General features: G+C 36.0%; 17 protein-coding genes and 2 pseudogenes. 4 read left to right on the top strand and 15 right to left on the bottom strand.

Annotation, left to right across the window (positions count from 1 at the left end; translation table 11 throughout):
- Nucleotides 1–246: 246 nt before the first annotated feature.
- The 8 genes and pseudogenes from J5J03_RS08200 to J5J03_RS08165 all read right to left on the bottom strand — a co-directional run bounded on the left by J5J03_RS08200 (nucleotide 247) and on the right by J5J03_RS08165 (nucleotide 8,516).
- A complete protein-coding gene (locus tag J5J03_RS08200) occupies nucleotides 247–966 on the bottom strand; it encodes a GntR family transcriptional regulator (RefSeq protein WP_208588536.1) in 720 nt (239 codons plus the stop codon).
- Between the two features lie 97 nt (nucleotides 967–1,063).
- Nucleotides 1,064–1,265: pseudogene (locus J5J03_RS08195) on the bottom strand (transposase); the annotation flags it as partial.
- 172 nt (nucleotides 1,266–1,437) lie between these two features.
- Nucleotides 1,438–2,859: a 6-phospho-beta-glucosidase gene (locus J5J03_RS08190; RefSeq protein WP_208588534.1), complete on the bottom strand. Its 1,422-nt coding sequence runs from the start codon at nucleotides 2,857–2,859 to the stop codon at nucleotides 1,438–1,440.
- A 46-nt stretch (nucleotides 2,860–2,905) separates the two neighbouring features.
- Entirely contained in the window at nucleotides 2,906–4,339 is a 1,434-nt protein-coding gene (locus J5J03_RS08185; protein ID WP_208588532.1) for a sulfatase-like hydrolase/transferase, read from the bottom strand.
- A gap of 52 nt (nucleotides 4,340–4,391) precedes the next feature.
- The gene (locus J5J03_RS08180; RefSeq protein ID WP_208588531.1) at nucleotides 4,392–5,663 is read right to left on the bottom strand and encodes a PTS sugar transporter subunit IIC; all 1,272 of its coding nucleotides are present in this window, start codon (nucleotides 5,661–5,663) and stop codon (nucleotides 4,392–4,394) included.
- Between the two features lie 24 nt (nucleotides 5,664–5,687).
- Nucleotides 5,688–5,996 carry a PTS sugar transporter subunit IIB gene (locus tag J5J03_RS08175; RefSeq protein ID WP_208588530.1) on the bottom strand — a complete coding sequence of 103 codons (309 nt, stop codon included), beginning with the start codon at nucleotides 5,994–5,996 and terminating at the stop codon, nucleotides 5,688–5,690.
- A 15-nt stretch (nucleotides 5,997–6,011) separates the two neighbouring features.
- The gene (locus tag J5J03_RS08170) at nucleotides 6,012–6,317 is read right to left on the bottom strand and encodes a PTS lactose/cellobiose transporter subunit IIA (protein WP_269435805.1); all 306 of its coding nucleotides are present in this window, start codon (nucleotides 6,315–6,317) and stop codon (nucleotides 6,012–6,014) included.
- A 285-nt stretch (nucleotides 6,318–6,602) separates the two neighbouring features.
- The gene (locus J5J03_RS08165; RefSeq protein ID WP_208588529.1) at nucleotides 6,603–8,516 is read right to left on the bottom strand and encodes a BglG family transcription antiterminator; all 1,914 of its coding nucleotides are present in this window, start codon (nucleotides 8,514–8,516) and stop codon (nucleotides 6,603–6,605) included.
- Nucleotides 8,517–8,920: 404 nt separating this feature from the next.
- Here J5J03_RS08165 and J5J03_RS08160 point away from each other — a divergent pair, with 404 nt between their 5' ends.
- Complete coding sequence (locus J5J03_RS08160) at nucleotides 8,921–9,808, top strand: sulfurtransferase (RefSeq protein WP_208588528.1); 888 nt, start codon at nucleotides 8,921–8,923, stop codon at nucleotides 9,806–9,808.
- Nucleotides 9,809–10,025: 217 nt separating this feature from the next.
- Here the strand turns inward: J5J03_RS08160 and J5J03_RS08155 are convergent, their stop codons facing one another.
- Nucleotides 10,026–10,580, bottom strand: a complete 555-nt coding sequence (locus tag J5J03_RS08155; protein WP_208588527.1) for a flavin reductase family protein — start codon at nucleotides 10,578–10,580, stop codon at nucleotides 10,026–10,028.
- A gap of 133 nt (nucleotides 10,581–10,713) precedes the next feature.
- A complete protein-coding gene (locus tag J5J03_RS08150) occupies nucleotides 10,714–11,565 on the bottom strand; it encodes a MerR family transcriptional regulator (RefSeq protein ID WP_208588523.1) in 852 nt (283 codons plus the stop codon).
- A gap of 259 nt (nucleotides 11,566–11,824) precedes the next feature.
- On the opposite strand from J5J03_RS08150, the gene J5J03_RS08145 reads away from it, so the two are divergent.
- Complete coding sequence (locus J5J03_RS08145; protein ID WP_208588522.1) at nucleotides 11,825–11,977, top strand: YfhE family protein; 153 nt, start codon at nucleotides 11,825–11,827, stop codon at nucleotides 11,975–11,977.
- Nucleotides 11,978–12,213: 236 nt separating this feature from the next.
- Here the strand turns inward: J5J03_RS08145 and J5J03_RS08140 are convergent, their stop codons facing one another.
- Entirely contained in the window at nucleotides 12,214–12,630 is a 417-nt protein-coding gene (locus J5J03_RS08140; RefSeq protein WP_208588521.1) for an Lrp/AsnC family transcriptional regulator, read from the bottom strand.
- Nucleotides 12,631–12,740: 110 nt separating this feature from the next.
- Here J5J03_RS08140 and J5J03_RS08135 point away from each other — a divergent pair, with 110 nt between their 5' ends.
- Nucleotides 12,741–13,793, top strand: coding sequence for an oxidoreductase (locus J5J03_RS08135; protein ID WP_208588520.1), 1,053 nt, complete (start codon nucleotides 12,741–12,743; stop codon nucleotides 13,791–13,793).
- A 548-nt stretch (nucleotides 13,794–14,341) separates the two neighbouring features.
- Here the strand turns inward: J5J03_RS08135 and rlmD are convergent.
- On the bottom strand, nucleotides 14,342–15,826 hold the full coding sequence (gene rlmD, locus J5J03_RS08130) for a 23S rRNA (uracil(1939)-C(5))-methyltransferase RlmD (RefSeq protein ID WP_208588519.1): 1,485 nt from the start codon (nucleotides 15,824–15,826) through the stop codon (nucleotides 14,342–14,344).
- Between the two features lie 309 nt (nucleotides 15,827–16,135).
- Here rlmD and J5J03_RS08125 point away from each other — a divergent pair, with 309 nt between their 5' ends.
- The gene (locus J5J03_RS08125) at nucleotides 16,136–17,284 is read left to right on the top strand and encodes a DEAD/DEAH box helicase (RefSeq protein ID WP_208588518.1); all 1,149 of its coding nucleotides are present in this window, start codon (nucleotides 16,136–16,138) and stop codon (nucleotides 17,282–17,284) included.
- Nucleotides 17,285–17,449: 165 nt separating this feature from the next.
- Here J5J03_RS08125 and J5J03_RS08120 read toward each other — a convergent pair.
- The 3 genes and pseudogenes from J5J03_RS08120 to J5J03_RS08110 all read right to left on the bottom strand — a co-directional run.
- A pseudogene (locus J5J03_RS08120) lies at nucleotides 17,450–17,641 on the bottom strand (hypothetical protein); the annotation flags it as partial.
- 110 nt (nucleotides 17,642–17,751) lie between these two features.
- Nucleotides 17,752–18,915 (bottom strand): MFS transporter, encoded by a 1,164-nt coding sequence (locus J5J03_RS08115; RefSeq protein WP_208588517.1) that lies wholly within the window; start codon nucleotides 18,913–18,915, stop codon nucleotides 17,752–17,754.
- Nucleotides 18,916–19,680: 765 nt separating this feature from the next.
- A complete protein-coding gene (locus tag J5J03_RS08110; RefSeq protein WP_208588515.1) occupies nucleotides 19,681–23,415 on the bottom strand; it encodes an AAA domain-containing protein in 3,735 nt (1,244 codons plus the stop codon).
- Between the last annotated feature and the right edge of the window lie 83 nt (nucleotides 23,416–23,498).

Here is a 23,498-nt window from a genome sequence, read left to right as displayed (position 1 = left end):
TCCCTTCTATTGGTAATAGCCCCTGAGTATTATAGGAATTGATATCGCTTCCTTGACAAATAGATTAACACCAATTATATAATATGTAAATACCTTTTTTTAAAATATTACAACATTAAAAGATTTCTTAACCATGATTATCTAGGTTTATCAAGGGATTAAATGAATACTATTAATTTTAAAGGTTAATATCTTTTTGAAAAAACAAAAAAAAGAAGCAGCCATTATCAATGACTTACTTCTCCTCTACCTTCCACGTATCGATTGATATTGATATTCTTCTCCATTTAATATTAATTCCGTATAATCTAATATTTGCCCGTTAGACAGATAAGTAGTGTTTAGTACTTTCAATAAAGGGGTTGAAGGATCACAATTAAAATAGTTTACAATTTCATCTGATGGCATTATTGGGACAACGATATGGTGAGATTGGTCTATCGTTTCCTTGGTGTATCCCTCAATAAATTCATATTTAGACTTCCGAATACGATCATAAGATAAATCAGGATATTTTTGAACTTCCATGAAATTAGTCTCAAGCATCATTGGCATATTATCTGCTTTTCGTAACCTTTTTATATAATAAATTGGTTCCCCTTTTGTAATGGCCAATTTATTTGCTATCTCCTCATTTGAAGGGATTACTTTAAATTCGATTATATCCGTTGATGGCTGTTTTCCTGTTTCCAGCATCTCTTCAGTGAAACTTTTTACATGAGTAGACCGTTCAATTACCTTTTGATTGGTAACATATGTTCCACTTCCTTGACTTCGAGAAAGAAATCCTTTTGCCACCAGATTATTGGTTGCTTGACGTACAGTAACCCTGCTAACATTAAATTTCTTTATTAATTCCTGTTCTGTCTCAATTGGTGAACCTTTTGCAAATTGGCCACCTTTGATTTTTTGTAGGATATAATCTTCAATCATTTTGTATTTTGGTATTCTTTTTGGTTTTCCCACTTAACACCCACCTCTTAAAGATTTATTTGTATGAGTAAATAGATTATAACAAATATAATATATGTTTGAGAATTTATATGAAAAGGTATTAACTAATTATTCGCAAAACGTTTTCTTTATTTTCGGAACATACGTTAGCCTCATATATCGTCACACCTTTCCGTTCAAACCAATCTCGAATAATTTGTCCTATACTTTTTTTATACTTTCCATTAATTATTTGCCTTCTGTATTTTGGAGCAAATACAATATGGTACTTACAATTCCACGTTGTGTGCTAAACTATTTTTGTCCTTCATTGGACATGCCTCCTTCTTTGGTGAGTTTAAGTGGTCGGTAAATCACCTCTATCTTACCATGAAGGGAGGCTTTTTTTGGTCCATGCTAAAAGCTCTCCAGAACCCCTGGCACATCCAGGGGTTTTCAAAACCATAAAAAACCGATAAGCATTATGCTTATCGGTTTTTGGCATTACAATTCTTCACCATTTGTTTCAATTACTTTCTTGTACCAATAAAAAGATTTTTTCTTATAACGTTTATTGGTTCCATTTCCTTCGTTATCTCGATCCACATATATGAATCCGTAACGCTTACGCATTTCACCAGTACCTGCACTAACTATATCAATACACCCCCATGAAGTATATCCCATAAGATCTACTCCATCTGAAACAGCTTCTATCATAGCCTTTATATGTTCTCGCATATATTCTATGCGATAATCATCATCTACTGTTCCATCTTCTGTTAATTCATCCACTGCCCCTAGACCATTCTCTACAATAAATAGTGGCTTTTGATAGCGGTCATATAATTGATTCATCGTTATCCTTAAACCTAAAGGATCAATTTGCCATCCCCATTCTGATGCTTTAAGATGAGGATTTCGTAATGTTTTAATGGCATTACCCGTGGTTCTATTTTGATTTATCTCTGGATCTGTACTAGTCAAGCGAGAGGAATAATAAGAAAATGAGATAAAATCAACTGGATATTGTTTTAAAATTTCCTCATCTCCTTGCTCCATTTCTAATTGGACATTCCGTTCTTCCAAAAATTTACTCGTGTATGATGGATACTCTCCTCTTGCTTGTACATCAATAAAGAAATATTGTTTTCGATTTTCTTGAACTGATTTCCATATATCATTGGGATGACAACTATACGGGTAGATTTCTCCAGCTGCTAACATACATCCGATCATAATTTGTGGATTCGTTTCTTTTGCAATTTTGGTTGCTAAACTACTTGCCACCAACTGATGGTGTGCTGCTTGATATTTTACTTGCTCTTCATTTTCATCCTCTTCAATAAGTAGCCCCCCACCAAAAAATGGGATGTGCAGAATCATATTTATTTCATTAAAGGTGAGCCAATACTTGACCTTATCTTTATACCTATCAAATACAACCTGTGCATACTTTGTATAGAAATCAACTAACTTGCGATTTCTCCACCCTCCATATTCTTTAACCAAATGTAATGGTGTATCAAAGTGATTTAACGTAACTAAGGGCTCAATCCCATACTTCTTACATTCATCAAATAAGGCATCATAGAATTGAAGACCTTTTTCATTAGGCTCTGCTTCATCCCCATTAGGGAAAATTCTCGGCCAGGAAATTGAAGTTCTAAACACTTTGAATCCCATCTCCGCAAATAATTTGATATCTTCTTTATAGTGATGGTAAAAATCGATTGATTCATGGCTTGGGTAATGGCTATAGTTCGTCGTTAAAGCAACTTTTGGATTCAACAATGCTTCTCTTCTTTTTACACCAGATGGTAAAATATCTACTAATGCCAATCCTTTACCATCTTCTAAATAAGCACCTTCAGCTTGATTAGCAGCGACAGCTCCGCCCCATAAAAAATTTTTATCTAGTTTCATGTGAACCTCCATATTAAAATTTACTTTGGCTGCTTTTTCCTTCTAATCAAAAGCGTCTATCTCGTCGATGTGGGACAACATCACCTGTTTCAAAAAAATGTAGTAACATTCTATTTTTAAAATCTAATATTTTCTCTTTATAACGTTCATCTTCTATTATATTGTTTTTCTCCCATGGATCTTCTTTCAGGTTATAAAATTCATCTTCTTCATATAACCGATAAACATATTTAAAATCATGATCCCTTATCATCATTGCCTTTGTATGTTGAGGCATTTTTTCTTGTTCGGTCGTTCTTGCCCAATATGGGTTATCCGGAGAATGGCCTGCATCCATACAATGATCTTCACCTTCTAATCTACCACCTTCACAGAAAACCACATCTCTATGTTGCTCTTTTCCTTCAAGAACGTCTCTAAGTGATTTCCCAAAATGTGTATGACTCGGCGCAATATCTACTAAATCCATAATAGTTGCTTGAACGTCAATTAGTTCTACTAAAGCGTCTGTGATACGCGGTTTTATTTTTGTTTGTCCAGAAGGCTTTATTAAAAGTGGCACTCTTGTTATTACATCTTCAAATGTATTTTGATTCTTTTCCGTTAATTCATAGTCACCAGTATAGTCGCCATGATCACTAAAGAAAATAATCATTGTATCATCATACAGATTTTTTTCTTTTAGTGTATTAACTAAATTTCCAATTTGAGCATCTAATTTAGTCCCCATCGCATAATAGACACGTTTTATTTCCTTTAATTGCTCATCTGAATAATGGGTAAGTTTTTGGTTTTCATGAATACCACGCAAAATACTAGGCTTTTTATTCCATTCTCCCTCTTTTAATCTGATCGGACTAGCAATGTCTGCAGAACTAATTTGGTTGTACCATTCTTCCTCAATCTTATATGCTGGATGTGGTAAGGAGAGAGCTAAATAAATACAGAATGGATCATCACCAAATTCTTTATCCTCTATTAATTCAATTGCATTATTTATCTGATCTACATCTGGATGATTAGCTTCTTCAACCACACCTTTATAATGTGAATAATCTGGTTCAGATGTTATTTCATTCTTTTTCTGTTCTTTTGCCTTCCTCATCTTTTCAGAAAAAAAATCACTTCTATCGGAACATACAGCGCTAATATCTGCATCAACTTGCAAAAAGTCAGATCTGCCTCCCCAGTGAACAAAATATCCCGATTCTTTTAATGTTTTTAATAGGTTAGGTTCATTATCATCCATTAGATGCCTCATTGTTCGATAACCTTTTGTGTGTGGATACCAACCAGTCATAAATGAACATCGGCTTGGAACACATACTGGATTTTGACAATAGGTATTAGAGAAACCTACACCTTCTTTAGCTAATTTATCCAGATTAGGTGTACTTACTGAAGAGTTCCCTAGAAATCCGACAGAATCAGCACGCCATTGATCTGCAACTATCATGACAATATTAGTTTTTTTACTCATCTCATAAAGAGGGAATCCCCTCTTTCCCCTCCTTTCGCTTGTGAAATTATTATTAACTCTCGGAAGAGATTTCTTCTGTTAAAGCTTTTCTATCTAACGCTCGAAAGAATGGATAATAGATTAGAACGGACATTCCGATACAAATGAATTGCCATATAATTAATATTAAACCTCCCTGAACTATTGGTCCAAGTATAATAGGTGTACCTATTGGCAAGTGAGTACCGTTAGCTATTGGAATAATACCGGAAAGCATTGTAAAGTAAGATATTGTACCAATTATTAATGGTGCAAAGATAAAAGGTATAAACATATATGGATTTAATATAATGGGTGTACCAAAAGTAATTGGTTCATTGATACTAAAAATTGAGGCAGGTAATGATATTTTTCCTAACGACTTGTAGCGTTTACTCTTGGCAAAAAACGCCATTAGTATACATAGTCCTAATGTTGCACCTGCACCTCCAAGTGAAATAAACGTAGTGTAAAAGCCTGTATGAACAATGTTGGTAGGTGTTTCGCCTGCTGCGATGGCATCTAAATTTTCTAGACCTAGTGGCATCCATATACTATAATATATAGGTAATACCACTAACATCCCGTGAACCCCAATAAACCATAGTAAGTGAATAACTAAAATCATTACTACTAAAGACCAGTATCCCCCACCTAAATTTAACAATGGAGCTTGAAGAATCGAATAGATAAATTCATGAACATTTTCATAAGTAGTTAATTGAAATAATACATTTACAATGGTAAAAATTATTGTTATTACAATTCCTGGAACAAGGTTGTTGAAAGATTTCCCAATCGTTGGTGGGACGCTATCTGGTAATCGAATCAAAAATTTACTATCTATTATTAGTACATACAATCTTGATACTGTTAGTCCGACAATTATCGCTACAAAGAGTCCTTTAGCTCCTAAATATTCAACAGGTATAACGTTCGCATCATCAAGCTGGGACAATGGTGTTAAGACTAAAAAACAAATTAACGCGATTAAACCTGCACCAACACCATCTTTCTCAAAATATGATGCCAGTCTATATGCAATGAAAAATACAGTGTATAATGCTAACATTCCAGTCGTGACATTAGCGGGTATCATGAACATCGTTTTTAAACCTATTGATTCTATAAAATCTTGATAGCCTCCAATGTTCATGTTTGCTAAAAGAGTTGCAAAAGCACCTATGATGATAACTGGTAAGATAGAGATTAACCCATTGGAAATTGCTTTTAAATACCTATTGTTACTTGTTTTTCCGGACACTGACTGTATTTTTGTTAAGATTTGTTGCCTTTCGATCCCCATAATAAACCTCCTCTAATGATCTAACTATTTCTTTTCAATAAGTTCTAATGCCCATCCTAATACCTTTTGTCCATTCATCGTTCCATAATCTACAGTATTAATCACCTCGACAGGGATTCTATCACCATATTCTTTTTGGTAATCCTCGTGTAAATAAGAAACCTGAGGTCCCAATAATAGAACATCTGCATTTCCAACGTATTTTTTTAGATCCCCACCAGAAGTTGCATTTATCACAATCTCTTCTGACTTATCTTTTGCTGCCTCTTCCATCTTGTTCACTAACATACTTGTTGACATACCTGCAGCACATACTAATAAAATATTTTTCATTTTTCGTTCCTCCATTTAGTTAATTTTTTGATGTAAGTCAATAATCTCTCGAGCCAAATCTCTAACAGTCATTGCATTCATTAAATGGTCCTGTGCGTGGATCATCAGTAGAGTGATTTCTGTTTTTTCCCCCCTTGCTTCACCTTGAATAAGGTCTGTTTGCACACGATGAGCTTGTGCTAAATCCTCATTTGTTTGTTCTAGTAATTTCTCAGCTTCTTCGAAATTGCCTTTTTTCGCTTCTTTTATCGAGCGAATCGCATTACTCCTTGCGTTTCCCCCATTGACGATTATCCCCATAATGGTTTCTTGATAGTCCAACGAAGAATCCTCCTTTCCGTCTTTCTATTTATAAATTGTAATTTCATTCTATTATTAAATTGTTCTCAACTACAGAGCACATTTTTCCGTACACAACGGCAGAAATTAACGCAAACATCTAGTGTATACTCCAAAGAAAGGCTAAAGTACTGCAAATAAACATGGCGACTAAAAATGGCAATGGGGAGGTCACTTAATATTTTGTGTTTTTAGTTTGACATTAACTCTCTAGATAAAGGAAGTTTAATTTACTCCAAAAAAATAACCCAGTTCTAAACTGAGTTATCAACTAATTGCCTTCAATATTTGATAAAGCTCTTCTGGAGATTTCGAATAAATAATTTTTTGTACGATATCCTTATTATCAACTAAACTAATGAGGTGCTGGTACATCGGCTTTAATTCTTCTTTATTTTCTTCGCTTACATGTAGAAAGCAGACTAATTGAACTAAGTTCTCTCCCCATTGAATAGGATTCTGTAATACACAGAATACCCAAAATGTTCGGTTAGATTGTGGAACTAAAGGATGTGGAATTGCAACTAAATTTCCATAACTCGTTGAAGCGGCTTTCTCTCTTTCTAAAACTGATTCTGAAAAAGTATCATTGACTAAACCTTCTTCCGTCAGCTTTCTCCCTACGAACCGAATGACTTCCTCAGATGAGTGAAAATTCTGGTTTAAGAATATATGTGCTGGATTTAAATATTTATCTACAATATCCTCGCAACGATTATCCAATTGTTTTTCTATTAAATTTATATCCTGTTCACCTAAAATCGTACTTACTATTACATACGGTATGTCGAGATCATCTGGAAGTGGTACAGTACTTATAATTAAATCTACATTGGACTCGTATTGTTCTAAATTGTGTAGTTCTGTCGTACCTAAAATAGATATTTTATTTGCAAATTTTGTGCGTAATTTATACAATAATAGTTGCGAGCTTCCGACCCCTGTCGTACAAACAATTAAACATCTTTTTGGTTTTTTTTCTAGCTTCGTTCTTTCAATTGCTGCACCAAAATGTAAAGCAATATATCCGATTTCGTTTTCATCTATCTTTATATTTTGTTTTTGTTCAATCACTTTACCAGCAATGACTCCTGCTTCAAATGCTACTGGATAATTTTCTTTAATTGCTTCAAGTACAGGATTTCTAATATTCATGCCATTTCGATAGCGATGAATAGCTGGTTTAAGATGGACAACTATTCCTGCTAATAATTCTTTATCTTCTTTTATTCCTAACCCCAATTGCTCGTCCACTTTATTAATTAATGATCTAGCTGTTTCTAACATAGGATCTTCAAAGTCATGTAAGGATGAATTTTTTTGATCCGTTAAAAAAATCTTCGTTCCTAATAAATGTAAGGTTACATAATGAATTTCTGCGTCAGGAAAAGTAATTTGTAATGCTTGTTCTGCTTCATTTAATAATTCCGCTGCAATTTTATGTTCCTTTGTATTTAATATATCTTGATAATTAATAGATTGCGAAGTAATATACTGGTTTTGTTCAATTCGCCTGCAAGCAATCGCTATATGAACCACTAAATTGGAAAGAGCAATATCCGATAAATTCAATTGGTTCTTTCGTAGGTGTTTGAGGACTATTTGCTGAATACGATCCATTTGTTCCTTCGGCAGCAACATTTTGGAACTCTGATCTGTTGGCATCATTTGATCTCTTTTAAAGAGCTCTTCCGAAATTGCATAACGTATTTTTTTCTCGTCACCTGACACTTTAAGTCCATAATTTGGCCTTTTCTCTAGCGTCAACTTGTATTTATCTAGTATAACTTTTACATCCTTTAAATCTTTCTGCAAAGTAGATCGACTGACAAATAGTTCTTCTACTAAATCTTCAATTTTTATATAATCAGATTGTAGTAAGAATTTTTCTACTAAAAATTTTATGCGATCTTCTGGTTCAACAGGGACTCTCCCCTTCTCAAATAATAATGATTCAATATATGATTTGAATAGGGAATTATCTTTTATTTGCAATTGATAGCCTTGGCCGCGTTCTGCTAATATATGTGCACCATTTTTTTGTAACACATTCTCTAATATCTTTATATCGTTTCTCACTGTACGAGAGGATACTTGAAGTATAGTTGCAAGTTGGTCACTTGTAACCGGATCTTCCCTACCGATAAATTGTTTTAATAATTGTTGGATCCTTTTATTCATCTCTACCCTCCTGTCTTATTCTTCTTATTATTATCTATTATAAGAACGCTTCCACTTTATCTACAGATATTATTTTTCCGTTTGTATAGGAAATTTAGTATTTCAACAATCGACAAAAATCGCAATATATTGTTTTCTATTTTATATTTTTTTACTTTTCGCTTCAATTGTAGTTTGACCATTCCAAAATCCTTTCTATTTGAAAGTAAATACATGAATGTATTACGGCTATGAGGTATTATCCTCCTTGCCTTCGGTAGATGCAATGACCTTATCCTATAAGTTAGATTGAAGGATTGAATTTCATTCAAATAGTGTGCTCGATTGCATTATAAGTGAAGAAATATGGTAAAATGAAAAGATAATTCTAGACACCCGAACAAATACTAACTGGAGGTATATACATGAGGATTAATCATTTAATGGTTGATACTGATTGGCTTGAGTCTCATTTAAATGACCCGAAACTACGATTGCTAGATGCTACAGTGATTATGAAACAAGACGAAAATGGAGTGGATATCTCCTCTGGAAAAGAAGAATATGTGAAGGAACACATTCCTGGTGCAGTTTTCGCAGACCTAATACATGAGTTAAGTGATCCTGAGGCAGCTCTTCCATTAACTGCAGCTCAACATGATGAGTTTGTTCAAAAAATTTCTGAATTAGGTGTAGGGGATGGTACCTATGTAGTTGTCTATGACCGTGGGCCTGTTGTTGGAGCATCATTCTCAGCTTCCGATTGGGCATCGCGACTATGGTGGCAGCTCCGACTCGAAGGTTTCGATGAGGTATACATATTAGCTGGTGGTTTACCAAAATGGAAAGAAGAAGAGCGTCGATTGACAAGTGAACTAGGCTCTTATCCGAAAGCTACTTTTACTGGGAAACGAAGACCTGAACTACTAGCATCAAAAGAAGATATGATAGAAGCAATGAATAGTAGTTCAACCGTAATCGTTAATTGTTTATCCCCTGCTGAATTTAAAGGTGAAACAAATGCTTATCCACGTAATGGGCATATTCCAAACAGTAAAAATGTTTTCTTTGGCGATGTTACAGATCCGAAAACCAAAGGCCTACCAGACAGGGAAAAATTACAAGAGCTTTTTGCCCCAGTCGGAGCATTAGATAAATCAAAAAAAGTGATTACCTATTGCGGTGGCGGCATTGCTGCAACATGGAATGCATTAGCATTGTTCGCACTTGGTCGTGAGGATGTTGCTGTATATGATGGATCTATGGTTGAGTGGTCATCCGATGAAAGCCTGCCAATAGAAGTAGGTGAATAAGTTTTATTGTGTTTTTGTTCTATTTTTGGAGCTTTTGAATTTGTTTGGTTAAGTAAGGGGGCTGTCCCAAAAGCCCCTTTCAAGATAAAAAACCACGAAAAAAAATAAAAAGCTCCGTGGCGATATAAAAAAAGCTCCAGGACAACATCCAACAAAATGGGACAGCCCCTTTTCTTTAATATTCTCTATCGTTTTCACTGCATGTATATTTCTATGATCAAAATGGATGATCTTTCTCAAGTGCTTGGTCATTTAGAATACGATAGCTGGAATCACCAATATGAAGAGGAATGTCAAGTTTAGCTAAGTTAGGAAAACCTTTATCTAAGAACACATCTTTATCCTGATAACGTTGTAACACTTCTCCAACTATCCACTCCTGATCTGCTACTGGAGTGATACTTTTCACTTCACATTCATAAGCAAAATAAGCACTAGTCAAAATAGGTATATCTGCTTTCAATCCATTCTCATAATGAATATTATATTCTTGGAACTTATCAACATTCGAGCCACTGAAAGTACCAACAGCTTGAATAAGTTCAGTATATTTTGCCGGTAAAAAATGCACACCAAACACACCACTTTTCTCAATCAAATCGTAGGTGTATGCTTTTCTTTGGACGGATATACCATACATACCCGGATTAGATCCTAAATAAGTATGCCAACCGGAGGCCATGATATTCTGTGCCCCTTTATAGCGAGCTGTTATGACGGCAACCATCCCTGGATAGGAATACCAGATCTCTTCTTCTACAGGTGTTCTCATACTCAAAATCTCTCCTTTTTATTATTTTTTCTCTTCAATAAACTTACTTTCTTTCTAATAACGCATTGTAAACCCTATAGTAACTATAGGGTCAATAGGATCAAGCGCTCGTTTTTTTTATCGAACTGAGTTTTTAGTTTATCAAAGACTTTTTTACTCTTAATTCTGTCACAAAGCAATCTTCTTTAGAGGCACTATAATTCAGAGGTACAGAAACTTCATATACTTTTCCTTCTGTCTCTATATTGTTTACCTTAATATAATCATATAATTTATGATAATGACGGAGGTAGTGTTGAAGAGACCAATCAAAAGCAATGCAGAGATATTCTCCAGAAGCGATCAGACCAAATTCAATTTCCGCGTCTTCTCCGCTTAATTCGATATTTGGATGTGAAAGCGTTGAATACACAGAGTCGTAATCTATCTGACTAGTAGTTTGATAAGCTCTCAAGTCATAAGTATAACCACACTGGTTATCAATCATAGAACTCTTATCTTCTAAAATCTCCGCTAACTTACGTGTGAGTATATTTGGTTCAGTATTTGGATTTCCACCGGGAATAGCCATTTTCAATACTTTTTGCTCTTCAATATATCGCGAGTAAATGGCATTATCTTCCCTTCTTTTACTAATTTCAAATTGCTCAGCCAATTGACGTTTTCTTTTGGAGAGTAACTGCTCCGCTTGGAGAAGTCTCTCCTTTTCTCTTTCAATAGCTTTTTGTTGGTTGTGTAAAAAGAGTAGCATATTTTCAGGGGAATCTTGGATAACCTTTTTTATATCTTCCAGTGGCGTTTGTAAGTATTTAAGTGATTTTATAATATCCAGATAAAAAAATTGTCTGCTATCATAAAACCGATAACCATTATGCCCATCGACATGTGCTGGCTGGAATAGGCCTAATCTATCGTAATAGCGAAGAGTCTGCACGGATATGTTATTTAATTTAGCTGTTTCACCGATTGTATACAAGTCTTTCATTATTTTCCCTCCTAAAGAGTGTAACGATATGATACAAGTATAGGGCTAAAATCAACCACTATCTCCTTTATCTCACAACTACTCTCACTTTTCAATAAAACTAATCGTTACATTAAATAATTCAAATCTTATGGTCTTCGGGAAAGTACTAAAAAATGAACGGGGAAATCCTGACACTGCCGAAAAGCCTATGTTTAGCAATTTATGATGATGGGTAAATCATATATATAACCCAATTCCAATAGAAAGGATGAGCACTATGTCCAAAAAAACACAGTATCAACCTATAGGAGGAAATGGGGAAGAACCATCAGACGCACAGGAAGTTATTTATGCAAAAGACTTTAAACAAGCAGATATTGCTGGTGGATATCGAAAACCTAGAGTAAATGAAGCGAAGAAGGAAAGCTAAGAAGGAAAATCCTAACTTATAAGGACAGGTCATCTTAAAGCAGCTTTTTTAGCTGCTTTTTCTTTAATTTTTGTAGAAAAGAGTTAATGAGTTAAAGCGCAATATACCCTCTATTTCGTGTTAAACACTAAGTGTCGAGTTAAGAAATGGAGGATGAATATTTGCTATTACTAGAGATAATACAAGTTATTATTAGTGATTCAAGCATCAGGTTTGTTTGATATGAATTATCATTTTTAACCATCACTAACCTTATAATTCCCTAGAACAGATAGTATATTGGAAAAGGCATAATGCGTTGTATCTTTAGAGATTTGCTCTAGCTCCTCCACCTTTGTACATACAACTTCAGCCATATAATTATACTCTCCGCTAATTCTCCATAAATCAATAATATTACTGTTCTCTTTACAATAATTCATTAACTTTTCACAGCTCTTTGTTTTAAATAAAACAAAACCATGAATTCCTTTATTGAGTTCTTTATGATTTACCTCTACCGTATAACGATTTATCACATAATCTTCTAATCTTTCTATCCTCGTTTTCACAGCAGGAGATGACATGCTTATTTGTTTACCGATTTCCGTATAAGTAAGCCTTGAATTTCTTTTTAATAAATCTAAAATTTGATGATCGATATCATCTAACATTGCTTTCACCCTCATTACTTTAAAATTTAAAGTTTTTCATAGTATATAGCTTAATAATTCCATTGTAAACAAATCGGGATAGATTTAAAATTCTACATGAGGTGATAAATATGACATGTTCCATCTTCTCTGATTACAAAATCGGGAACTTAACATTAGATAATAGAATTGTGATGGCTCCTATGACAAGAGGATTTGCTGATAATGAAACCGGTGAAGTAAATCAGTTGATTGCCGACTATTATGGAAAAAGAGCGAGATACGGTGCCGGCTTAATCATCACAGAAGGAATTGTCATCAATGAATCAGCCAAAGGAACCTATGGGATTCCGGGAATATTCACACATCGTCAAACTCTAAGTTGGAAAAAAGTCACAAGAGAAGTTCATCGACATAAAACGAAAATTTTTGCCCAGCTTTGGCATGTAGGCAGAGTAAGTCATCAGGAAATTTTAAAAGGGCATACTCCTGTCGCTCCATCTGCCATAAGTGCTAGCGGCCACGTGCATAGATTAAGGAAACCGTTCCAAGCACCTAAACCTTTAAGTCAGGCGGAAATATATCAAATTATCGATGACTATAGACAAGCAGCAAGAAATGCAATGGAGGCTGGATTTGACGGTGTTGAAATACATGCCGCACATGGTTATCTCATTGATCAATTTATCAGTGAGAAATCAAATCTTCGTCAAGACATGTTTGGAGGGTCCTTACAAAATAGACTGCGATTTTTAGATTTAATTATTAAAGAAGTAAAGAAAGTTGTACCTAAAAATAGAATTAGCATCAGGGTTTCAGAAAAGAAAGATGACGATAGGGATTATGTATGGGAGCAACCTGAAGAAATGGTACACGCTATCACAGAGATTCTTTCCAAACACCGAATAAAAATTATCCATCCCTCTGTAGAAAACTACGGTGTTGCCCTTAAAAATGATCAAAGATCGCTTCATGAGTTATTTAGGAAATACTGGGGGGAAACCCTTATAGCTGTTGGTAATATAGCTCCTAATGAAGGGGCAGACATCATTGAGGAAAATCAAGCAGACCTAATTGCATTTGGACAATTATATATATCCAATCCTGATTTGGTTATTCGTCTGAAAGCGAATCAAGAGATTTTCCCATATCACACAAAAGAGCAGCTAAAATGTTTAAATTAATTTATACGCCGATTTGAAAATACTGAAGCAGGCTCTGCCAAATTCATTTTAATAGGGCCTGCCCAACCCTGATGAAGAAAACAAATGATAATTGTTGCTGCGCAGTATACGTTTGCTTCGTCTACTATGCAATATAAGATTTCTCTTGTCATTTATTACTTCTTCATTTACCGACTATTTGCTAATTTATAAGATGATTCTATTATACTATCTTTTTGAGGGATTTAAGGTGTAGTGAATGACTACATCCTACCAGTTAAGATATGATTTACCGAATATTCATTATTCAACTTTTATTTAACTCTAAATACAAACTTGAACAAAAGGTAGTAAATAGAGAATGAAAATCCGTTCAAATCTTAGCAAAAAAATATACATCTAAAAGGTAAAAATCGTATAAATGTCTGGACCAATATTTCAGCTGCTTATGATCTGCATCGATATATAGTTGATCGGGGATCGACGTCAAATATTTAACCGAATTAGAGAATTTCGATCAAAATTTTGCTTATACTTAAAAAAGCAGGAACCTGTCAAGTTCCTGCTTCTCACTTCAACACTATCTCCGCTACATTTTCTACATGCGTCGTCTGTGGAAACATATCCACTGGCTGAATCCCTTTTACCTTATATCCGTTCTGTACTAAATATTTCATATCTTGCACCTGCGTCACCGGATTGCAGGACACATAAACTATACGTTCCGGCTTAAGCTTAACGACACTAGACAAGAACGCTTCATCACTCCCGCTTCGTGGTGGATCCATAATTACTACATCCGCTTTCTCACCACGTGCTGCCATCTCCATCATGAATTCCCCGGAATCGCCTTGATAGAAACGGGCATTTTTCACGCCGTTGCGCTTTGAATTGCGGATTGCGTCTCGAACAGCATCCTTATTCAACTCTACTCCAATGACTTTGCCAGCCTTTTGACTAGCAATCAGACCAATTGTACCGATCCCACAGTACGCATCAATCACGGTTTCACTTCCAGTTAACTGGGCCATTTCAATGGCTTTTGCATATAACTTTTCCGTCTGGACCGGATTAATCTGATAGAAGGATTTCGCGGAAATATCAAACTTCATTCCACAAAGAGTGTCAGTTATAGTCCCTTTACCGAACAACACTTTCTCCTGATCACCTAGAACCATGCTCGTATCCCGGTTATTCACATTCATGAGGATGGTCGTAATCTCTGGGTGAGCCTTCCTTAGAGCTTTCACAAAATTATTCTTACCTTTAAAAATAGGTGAAGCTACAACCAGCACCACCATGATTTCACCACTGACTTTACCGACCTTCACCAGTACGTGACGCAGGAAGCCTCGTCCAGTGTCTTCATTATATGGCTGCATTTTAAAGGACTTCATCATGTCCTTAATCGTTTGCCATATCTCATCCGCTTTCGGATCGTGAATGAGACACCGATCCATCGAGATAAGCTGATGACTATTCTGAGCGTATAGCCCACCAATAATCTGCCGTTCCTGATTCAGACCAAATGTTGTATGACTCTTGTTCCGGTAATCGTACGGATGATCCATCGTTAAAATGGGTTCCGGTTTACCGAATGGTTTCATCAATTGATCTATTGTTTCCTGTTTGAAACGCTTTTGCGCTTCCTTGTTCATATGCTGAAGCTGACATCCGCCACACTCATAAAAATAGGAGCACATTGGCTCGATTCGGTCTTTAGACGAGGTGATTACCCGCTTCAATTCCGTATTAACATATCGCCCACTAGTGGACAAAGTAATCTCAGCCGTTTCACCTGGCAATAGATGCTCTACCTCTAGCTGCTTTCCTTTCCATTGAACGATACCTTTCCCCTCATTGGTCAGGCCTGTGCAGGTCACCTCTGCTGTTACAAATTTCTTATTACCTCGATGCTTATTTGTTGCCGAGGGCTTACCTTGGAATTTGCCGCCCTTTTGATTAGTCAGTGCGGAGCGCTTTTTCCCATTTGTTTTTTTCGCTTGATTGCGTGTTTTTCCTAGTTTATATCCATTCTTTTTGCTTTTATTCATAGGCACTTCCTATCTATTTTTCTTTGGTTTCCCATTATATACTATCCAAAGACCGTAGTAAAACTAACGAATGCAAAAAAACTGCCACCAATTATTGGATGGGATAAAGGTGCCAGACCCTCTACCTCCTAAACATACATGTAGTTTGTAACGAAGGCGAAATTTTTATGTGTGATCGCTCCCCAGCTTATGGAGGGCACATAATCGATTTAATTTATCACAAAATAATGGTACAAGTTGACGTATATAGTAATCAAGATTACTCTGAATAAAGACGTACGAATTGAAGCAATAAAAGGAGCATAAATAATGAATAAAACGCAATCATTAAATGAAGTATTACCTGACCTAAAACCATTTCTTCAAACAGCTTGGGATAAATCCGGGTTCGAAAAGCTAACAGCCATTCAACTGCATACGGCCCGCTTTATAATCGAAGGAAAAGATATCATTGCTGAGTCACCAACAGGCAGCGGTAAAACGCTAGCTTACCTTTTACCGCTTTTGCAACAAATTGACCCAACTCAAAAAAATACGCAAGTTGTAATCTTAGCATCATCCCATGAACTAGTGATGCAAATAAATCAAGAAGTTCAGGAGTGGTCAAGGGATAGTGGAATTGGTAGTGCGACACTGATTGGTGGAGCAAACGTAAAACGACAAATTGAAAAGTTGAAAAAGAAACCGCAAATCGTAATTGGAACACCAGGAAGAATGAACGAACTAATTAATCAGAAAAAATTAAAGATGCATCAAGTAAAAACGATTGTATTGGATGAAGCAGATCAACTGTTAATACCCGAACATATAGCTACTATCGAAAAAATTGTAAAAAGTACCTTAAGTGATCGACAAATGCTTGTCTTTTCGGCAACTCTACCTGAGACAGTACAATCAAAGGCAGAAGAACTAATGAACAGTCCTGAAGTAATTCGAGTAGGTAAAGAAGAGGATGATCGACCAAATGTGGAGTATATGTATCTTGTTTGTGAGGCGAGAGATAAAATTGAACTACTTCGAAAGCTCGTACGAAATCATGAAATGAAAGCACTGGTATTCGTCAAAGACATTTCAACGCTTTCGGTACTGGCAGAAAAACTAGATTATATGGGCATCCATGCAGGAGTTTTACATAGTGACTCCAAAAAGCAAGAACGCGCTAAGGCAATTAAAGAATTCCGCGAAGGAAAAGCTGAATTACTATTAGCTTCAGATGTTGCTGCAAGAGGCTTAGATATCCCTGATTTATCCCATGTTATTCATATGGACTTGCCTAAAGAGACGACACAATTCGTTCATCGCTCCGGAAGAACTGGGCGGTTAGGGTCTGACTCAGGTACCGTTGTAGCCATTGTCACGGAGAGTGAGGAGCGACAACTGCGGAAGTTTAGTCCCCAGTTAAATCTAACCGTTTTAAAGAAAATATTATCAAAAGGGAAATTAGTTAATTCAGAATAAAGTAAGATTATAATCAGTTTTTTTATCTCCACTGATCATTAGGCGAAACTTATCAGGATGCTTAGCGTCTGTTATCCCCCAGTTACTTTCTTCGTGTTACTCGAAACTTGCAGCGGGGGTATTACAGACGGTTAGCTCCGTGATAAAGAGAACCAATAAACTCTTCTATCTCAACTCATCATCCAATGGTATAATCACTTGATCCAATACCATTCTCCATTGACGCTTCATCTCTGGTCCATATTTCAACGGTTTAGCATCAGGGTTTGCAACTTTATACTGATCAAAAGCCCTACTGTTAAGGATGTCACTGATATTTGGAATAGGATCCATTCTAATCACATATTGAATGGCAGATAAAAATATCTTCCTCATCCTCCATTAATGATCGTTTGCCTTTACAAATTCAACACGAGCTTCAATTGGGGTGTGTTCATTTAATACACATTAATAATGAAATGAAAGAATCAAACTAGTTGTTTTTGATAATTACGCGCAAAAAGGATAATAACAATCATTAAAATCGCTAACCCAGCCAGCACAAACGCAACCGTTGTTGTCGTTGCATGATCCATCAAACTCCCTGTTATCAATGGAAAGAATATGCCACCAGCTCCACCTGAGGCAATTAAAATACTCGTAATTTTATCAGTACTTCCCGGTAACAAAGTTGTCGCATAGACAATCACAATACCAAATACACCAGCCATCATTAATCCAATCAGTACTATTAACACATAGCTCAACCACAGACTAGTTGCCATTCCTAATATAGCAATAAAAACAACCGTCCCTGTACAACAAATGATCAGATAGCGAGCATATTGCATCCATTCAGCTAAATGTCCCGCAGCCAAACGACCAGCGACCATAGCTCCCCAAAAAATCGTTACAGACAATGTTGCTAAAAAGGTAGCTGCTTCCACCTGGTTCACTAGAATAGCAGGCAAGAAATTCATCACACTTATTTCTAACCCAACATAAACGATGAAAAAGATCATAATCATAGTTAAAATTATACGATGCTTTGTTGAAAACCGCACTTGCCCTTCTGTTTTAGGTTGGCTAACTTTTCCCATATACGTTTCTAAAGAACCAAATGAAGTTTTCATCCAGAAGATGCATATCACTACTGCGTATACGCCTAACACTAGAAACGAATAGCGCCATAAATCCGTGGATGCGAGCCAACCGGAAATAATCGGCATGATTAAAGAACCAAGGCCAAAAAACACTTCTAATCTACTAAAAGCGATCGCTGGTTTATCATTGATCGCGTCAATAATTAAGGCACCTACCAATGGTTCAATGATACCAAAGCCAAATCCAGCAAAAATAGCAATAAAAAACCAAAATTCCCATGGCACAAGTGACATAAACATGATTTGAGCCAGTGCTATGGATATGAATGAGAATATAAGAGTCCTTCTTCTACCTATTAATCTAGATAAATAAGACGCTGAAATCACCCCTGCCAAAAAGCCCACAGATTGGCTCGCAATTAGAATGCCACCTTCCGTATAACTTCGATCATAATAATCCAAAATCTCAGTCAAAATTGATCCAAGAATAATGTGCGTAAAACCGATAAGTAAGTATGTAAAAGACCCAATCCAAATTAAACGTTTCATATATCCTCCTGCTGGTTATCCATTCTTATGCATATTTAAATGTAGCTATCAGAATAATTACTCTTAACATAGATTATCCTACCATGAAAATCTTTTTTTGTAAGTTAAACACGTTTTCCATCATTTGAGAATATATGATATAGTTAAATTACTGTTATTTCTAATAAATATGGAGGTTATTTCAATGTCCTCTTATGAAAAGTACAAAGAATCGATTGATTATTCGTATCAACATGTTTATCATCTAAGGAGTGGGCGTTTGTGGGTCGGCTAAGTAGGATCTATTATCACACGGTAACATCTTAAATGCGAACAATGATTCACGGCATATTCTTTATTTGTTCACAGTATATAAAAAATTTCCATTATTTTCTTCGTTTTTTTGTATAATTCCCCTTAAAAAGATTGTTGTTCACGTATGGTGGACAATTTGTATTTATTAAAGATAGAGACGGTGATTATGTATCACTTTGTCAGTATTTTTACCACTCACTACTTATTTAATAAAATAATAACAGAAGTTTCATATACATCACATCGTCTAAATTCATGTGGCACGGTGGAGCTGGCGTTTCCACCGTGATCAGAATGTGTCATATCTTCTAATGTAGTACTAACATCTTTCCACTTCTAGAATTGTCATGGATTTTCCAGAATATTGAAAACACTGTAATATAGCTTCATGCAATGTAACGAAGATATCATCTCCTTAAATGGTGAATTTAATGACAAAATACTCCAGTTTGAACCTGTAGCGCAAAAAGCTTAACTTTTTAATTCCTTAACCACCCGATCAACCCGCTCTACCTCCCCAAACGGATCCTTCCACCAATTCCGACTCCAAACCCTCTCAATCTTCCACCCTTTCGACTCTAAAAACCGTTGCCTGTAAATATCCCGTTCTCTTGCTGCCGGCGAACTATGATACATCGCCCCATCACATTCAATTCCTAACACATACTTGCTCGGATCATTTGGATCGACTACCGCTAAATCAATCCGATAACCGGACATGCCTACTTGTGTATCAACGGTGTAGCCAATTTCTGTTAGTTTTTCATACACTTCTTCTTCAAATGGCGAATCAAATTGCAGGCTTCCCTCTTGTTTTACCGTATTAACTTCCCCGCTTAGATTCGTCAACGTGGCTTCAATGGAGTCCTTCTTCAAATCAGAAACAGCTTGTGCGTATTCCAAATATGCTTTTAACAGTTTCGGACCAATATTTTTCGCGTTGGTGACATTCAACTCATGCGGGTCAATACTGGATACTAAATGAATTTCTTGTTTGGCGCGTGTTACTGCAACATTTAAACGGTTTTCGCCACCTTCTTGTCCAAGTGTACCAAAGCGGTTATAGACTTTTCCTTCTTTATTTTTGGCATAGGCGATCGAGAAAATAATGATATCTCGTTCATCACCTTGGACATTTTCAATATTCTTTACAAAGATTCTTTCATCTAAGTCACGACTCATTACCTGGTCATAAATCACACCAAATTCTGCATCTTCTTCGCTAAAGCGATCAATCGCATCTTCAATAGCCGCTTGTTGTTTCGCATTAAAGGTTATGATACCAATCGTTCTTGATGCATCTTCGATTAATTTCTGCTTCAGCAGTTTTACAACATCCTCTGCTTCTACGGTATTTTGCTGGTTGATCCATCGTCCATTGGATTCATGCCATTGAATCGCTGCTGGGTCTTGCAGGTGATTGACGTTTGGTGCAATCTGCATATGGCCATGATAAAAAGCGTGATTAGAAAAATTGATCAACTCTTCTGATTTCGAGCGGTAATGCCATTCCAATAAACTGCTTGGCAAGATTCGTTTTGCTAAATTCAGCAGGCTCTGTGATTCTTCAAATTCTTCTTGTTCCTCATCTTCATCTGAATCAACTGATCCTTTAAAAAGGGAGGAAGGCGGAAGCTGTTGTTCATCTCCCGCTACGACCACTTTATTACCTCTGTAAATGGATGGCATGCCATTTTCCACTGTACACTGGGATGCTTCGTCAAAAATGACAAGATCAAATATTTTTTCTTCTAATGGAAAAATGGCAGAAGCGATCTCTGGTGATACTAACCAGACGGGAATGACATCTAGTAATCCTTTTAAGGCAAATTCGTTTACTAAACGACGAACCGGCCAGAGTTGACGCTTTTTCCCTGTTTGATAAATCATGTCTTTTACAGCTTTCGGATTTTCTGCTTTTACTTCTGCAATCATTTGATGCATTTGATTTTGCAGCAAATCAATTGTCAGACTCTGTTTTTTCTGTAATAACTCTTTTAGCTCATCTGTTAAATGCTGAAAGTTACCTGTCCCGATCATGGCAATCTCCGGATACTTTCTTTCTATTTGATCGATCCAGTGAATGTATGCTGATTGTTTAGCTACTTCTGCCCATTCTTCTGCCATGTTTCCACTGTCCGCTAAATTGCGTTCTATTAATCGATCAATTAACTGTTGCACTTCCTTAGCACTATGGTCATACAAACGATCCATTTCACGTAATTCATCAAAGAATTCTTTTATATATGTTTGTTTCTTTTTTAATACTTCTAACGGAATATCGCCTTTTGATACCCGTGTCTTTAGACTTTTAATAGAGTCTGCTGAAAAATACGGATCTAATTTCTCTAATTGTTGGAATAACCCTTCTGTTGCTTGGGATAAGTCATATAGGATGGTTAAACTTTCTTTTAATTTCGGCCATTCTTTTGATGATAAGCCACTGAACTTTTCACCGTCTAGCAATTCTTCAATAATCGTTTTACCGGTAAAACTTGTCCATAACCATAATCGTAGTTTCTGCAGTGTCTTTTTGTCCTCTGTATGTAAGGCATCATAGATTTTTTCCAGCTTTTTATCAATTTGGCGACTATAAGCCGGGGTAATATCTTCATCATCAAAATGTTCTAAATGGTTGATACTCTGTTCTGCCTCATTAATAGCACCATCCAATATTTCGATAAGTTGAATACGATCCTTTAATTCCATATCAGTAAAAGATGTCCGGTCCTGGACAGGATTATCTTTTCCAAACGTCGCATAATAACTGGCATAGGTACTCACTTTTCTTAAAATGTCTGCTAGATTTTGTTTGTTCAGCTCTTCCAAAATACCTTCTAACGGGATCATTTTATCTTGTTCTTTCGCAGTTTTACTCAACCCATATAAATCGTAAGCTCTAAAGCCATGTGGCTGCACTTCAAATAATGCTTGCGCTATTTTATCCAGTTTATCTTCCGTACTAATAATTTTCTGAGATAATTGATCAAATGCTTGCTGGAGATCTTGGTATGAATGATCACGATTTAGTTGTACATTTAATTTTTGATAAAAAGTTTTACGATCATTCTTTTCATCATGGAGTAATGCTACATTGGATGACAGATTAAGTGCATCTAACCGTTGATAGACGACATCTAATGCCGCCCGCTTTTGTGTAACAAGCATCACTCGCTGCCCTTTTGCTATCGCATTGGAGATCATATTAACGATCACTTGTGATTTCCCTGTACCTGGTGGGCCATGGACAACCATACCTTTTTCGTGATCAAGTGCATCCAGTATTTTTTCTTGAGAGGCATCAGTATCAAGTACATAATACTTATTTTTCTCTTGTGCTAGTTTTTCTTGAAAGGATTGATCTTTATTAGAGGGTAGATTATCTACTTCTTCACCTGTGTCATGGACTTTGATATCTAGAAATTCGGAGACCACTCCTAAATCTTCTTGTCCTTGTGCGAGCATCTCGACAAACTTCTCATAATCACTTAAAATAGCAGAGTTTCCTTGTGGAAAATGCCCAATGACTGCTTGCTCATTAAGACGGAATGATCCTTTATGAAATGTTGGTATCGTATCTTTCGTATACTCTTCGACTGCTTCTAGTTGCTCAGATAGATTCGCTATTATTGCAAAGTCATGCGTAGCTAACCATCTGCTCCACTCTTCGATATTGATTGATGTTGCTTTGGTTTCTGCTTCCTCAAACAAAGACTCAGGTACGTGAATATTACTTAATTTTTGTAACGCTAAGAATAACGTACGATTCAGTTGTGGAGCTTGATCACTTATTGGCTCCACATGCCATTCCACACCATTTCGCTTTTTTCTTTCTAATCGAACAGGATATAAAAACAATGGAGCTCTGACATATGTACCATCTGACATGGCGCCTTCCATCATCGGATAGCCTAGGTAAAGATCATAAAGACCTGTTTCCTCTTCAATCGAACGGATATTACGATAAAGCGTCGTTAATTTTCGTGAGAGCGACAATTCTACTGGATTATCCGCTTTCTCTTTAATAAAGAGCTTTGATTTGTTATCCGTAAGTGCCTTCAATATTTCCATTGGGTCTTTCTCTACTTTGGTTAGTTCACTTAAATCAAACGTCCATTTATTATACAATTTCAGCAAACGTATCGAACGGTTACTTCTGCTTATATCATTTAACCGATCACTTAATGTCTGCAATTTATCCTTCATTATTTACCACCCATTTTTTAACATGTAAGATGGTGCAATTATACTATATTAGATGAGGAGAATAAAGGTGTTGATTAGATATG

It is taken from the genome of Gracilibacillus suaedae, assembly GCF_017599345.1.
GTDB lineage: Bacteria > Bacillota > Bacilli > Bacillales > Amphibacillaceae > Gracilibacillus > Gracilibacillus suaedae.
The sequence above is the reverse complement of the archived record's forward strand: the minus strand, read 5'-3'. Positions and strand labels throughout refer to the sequence as shown.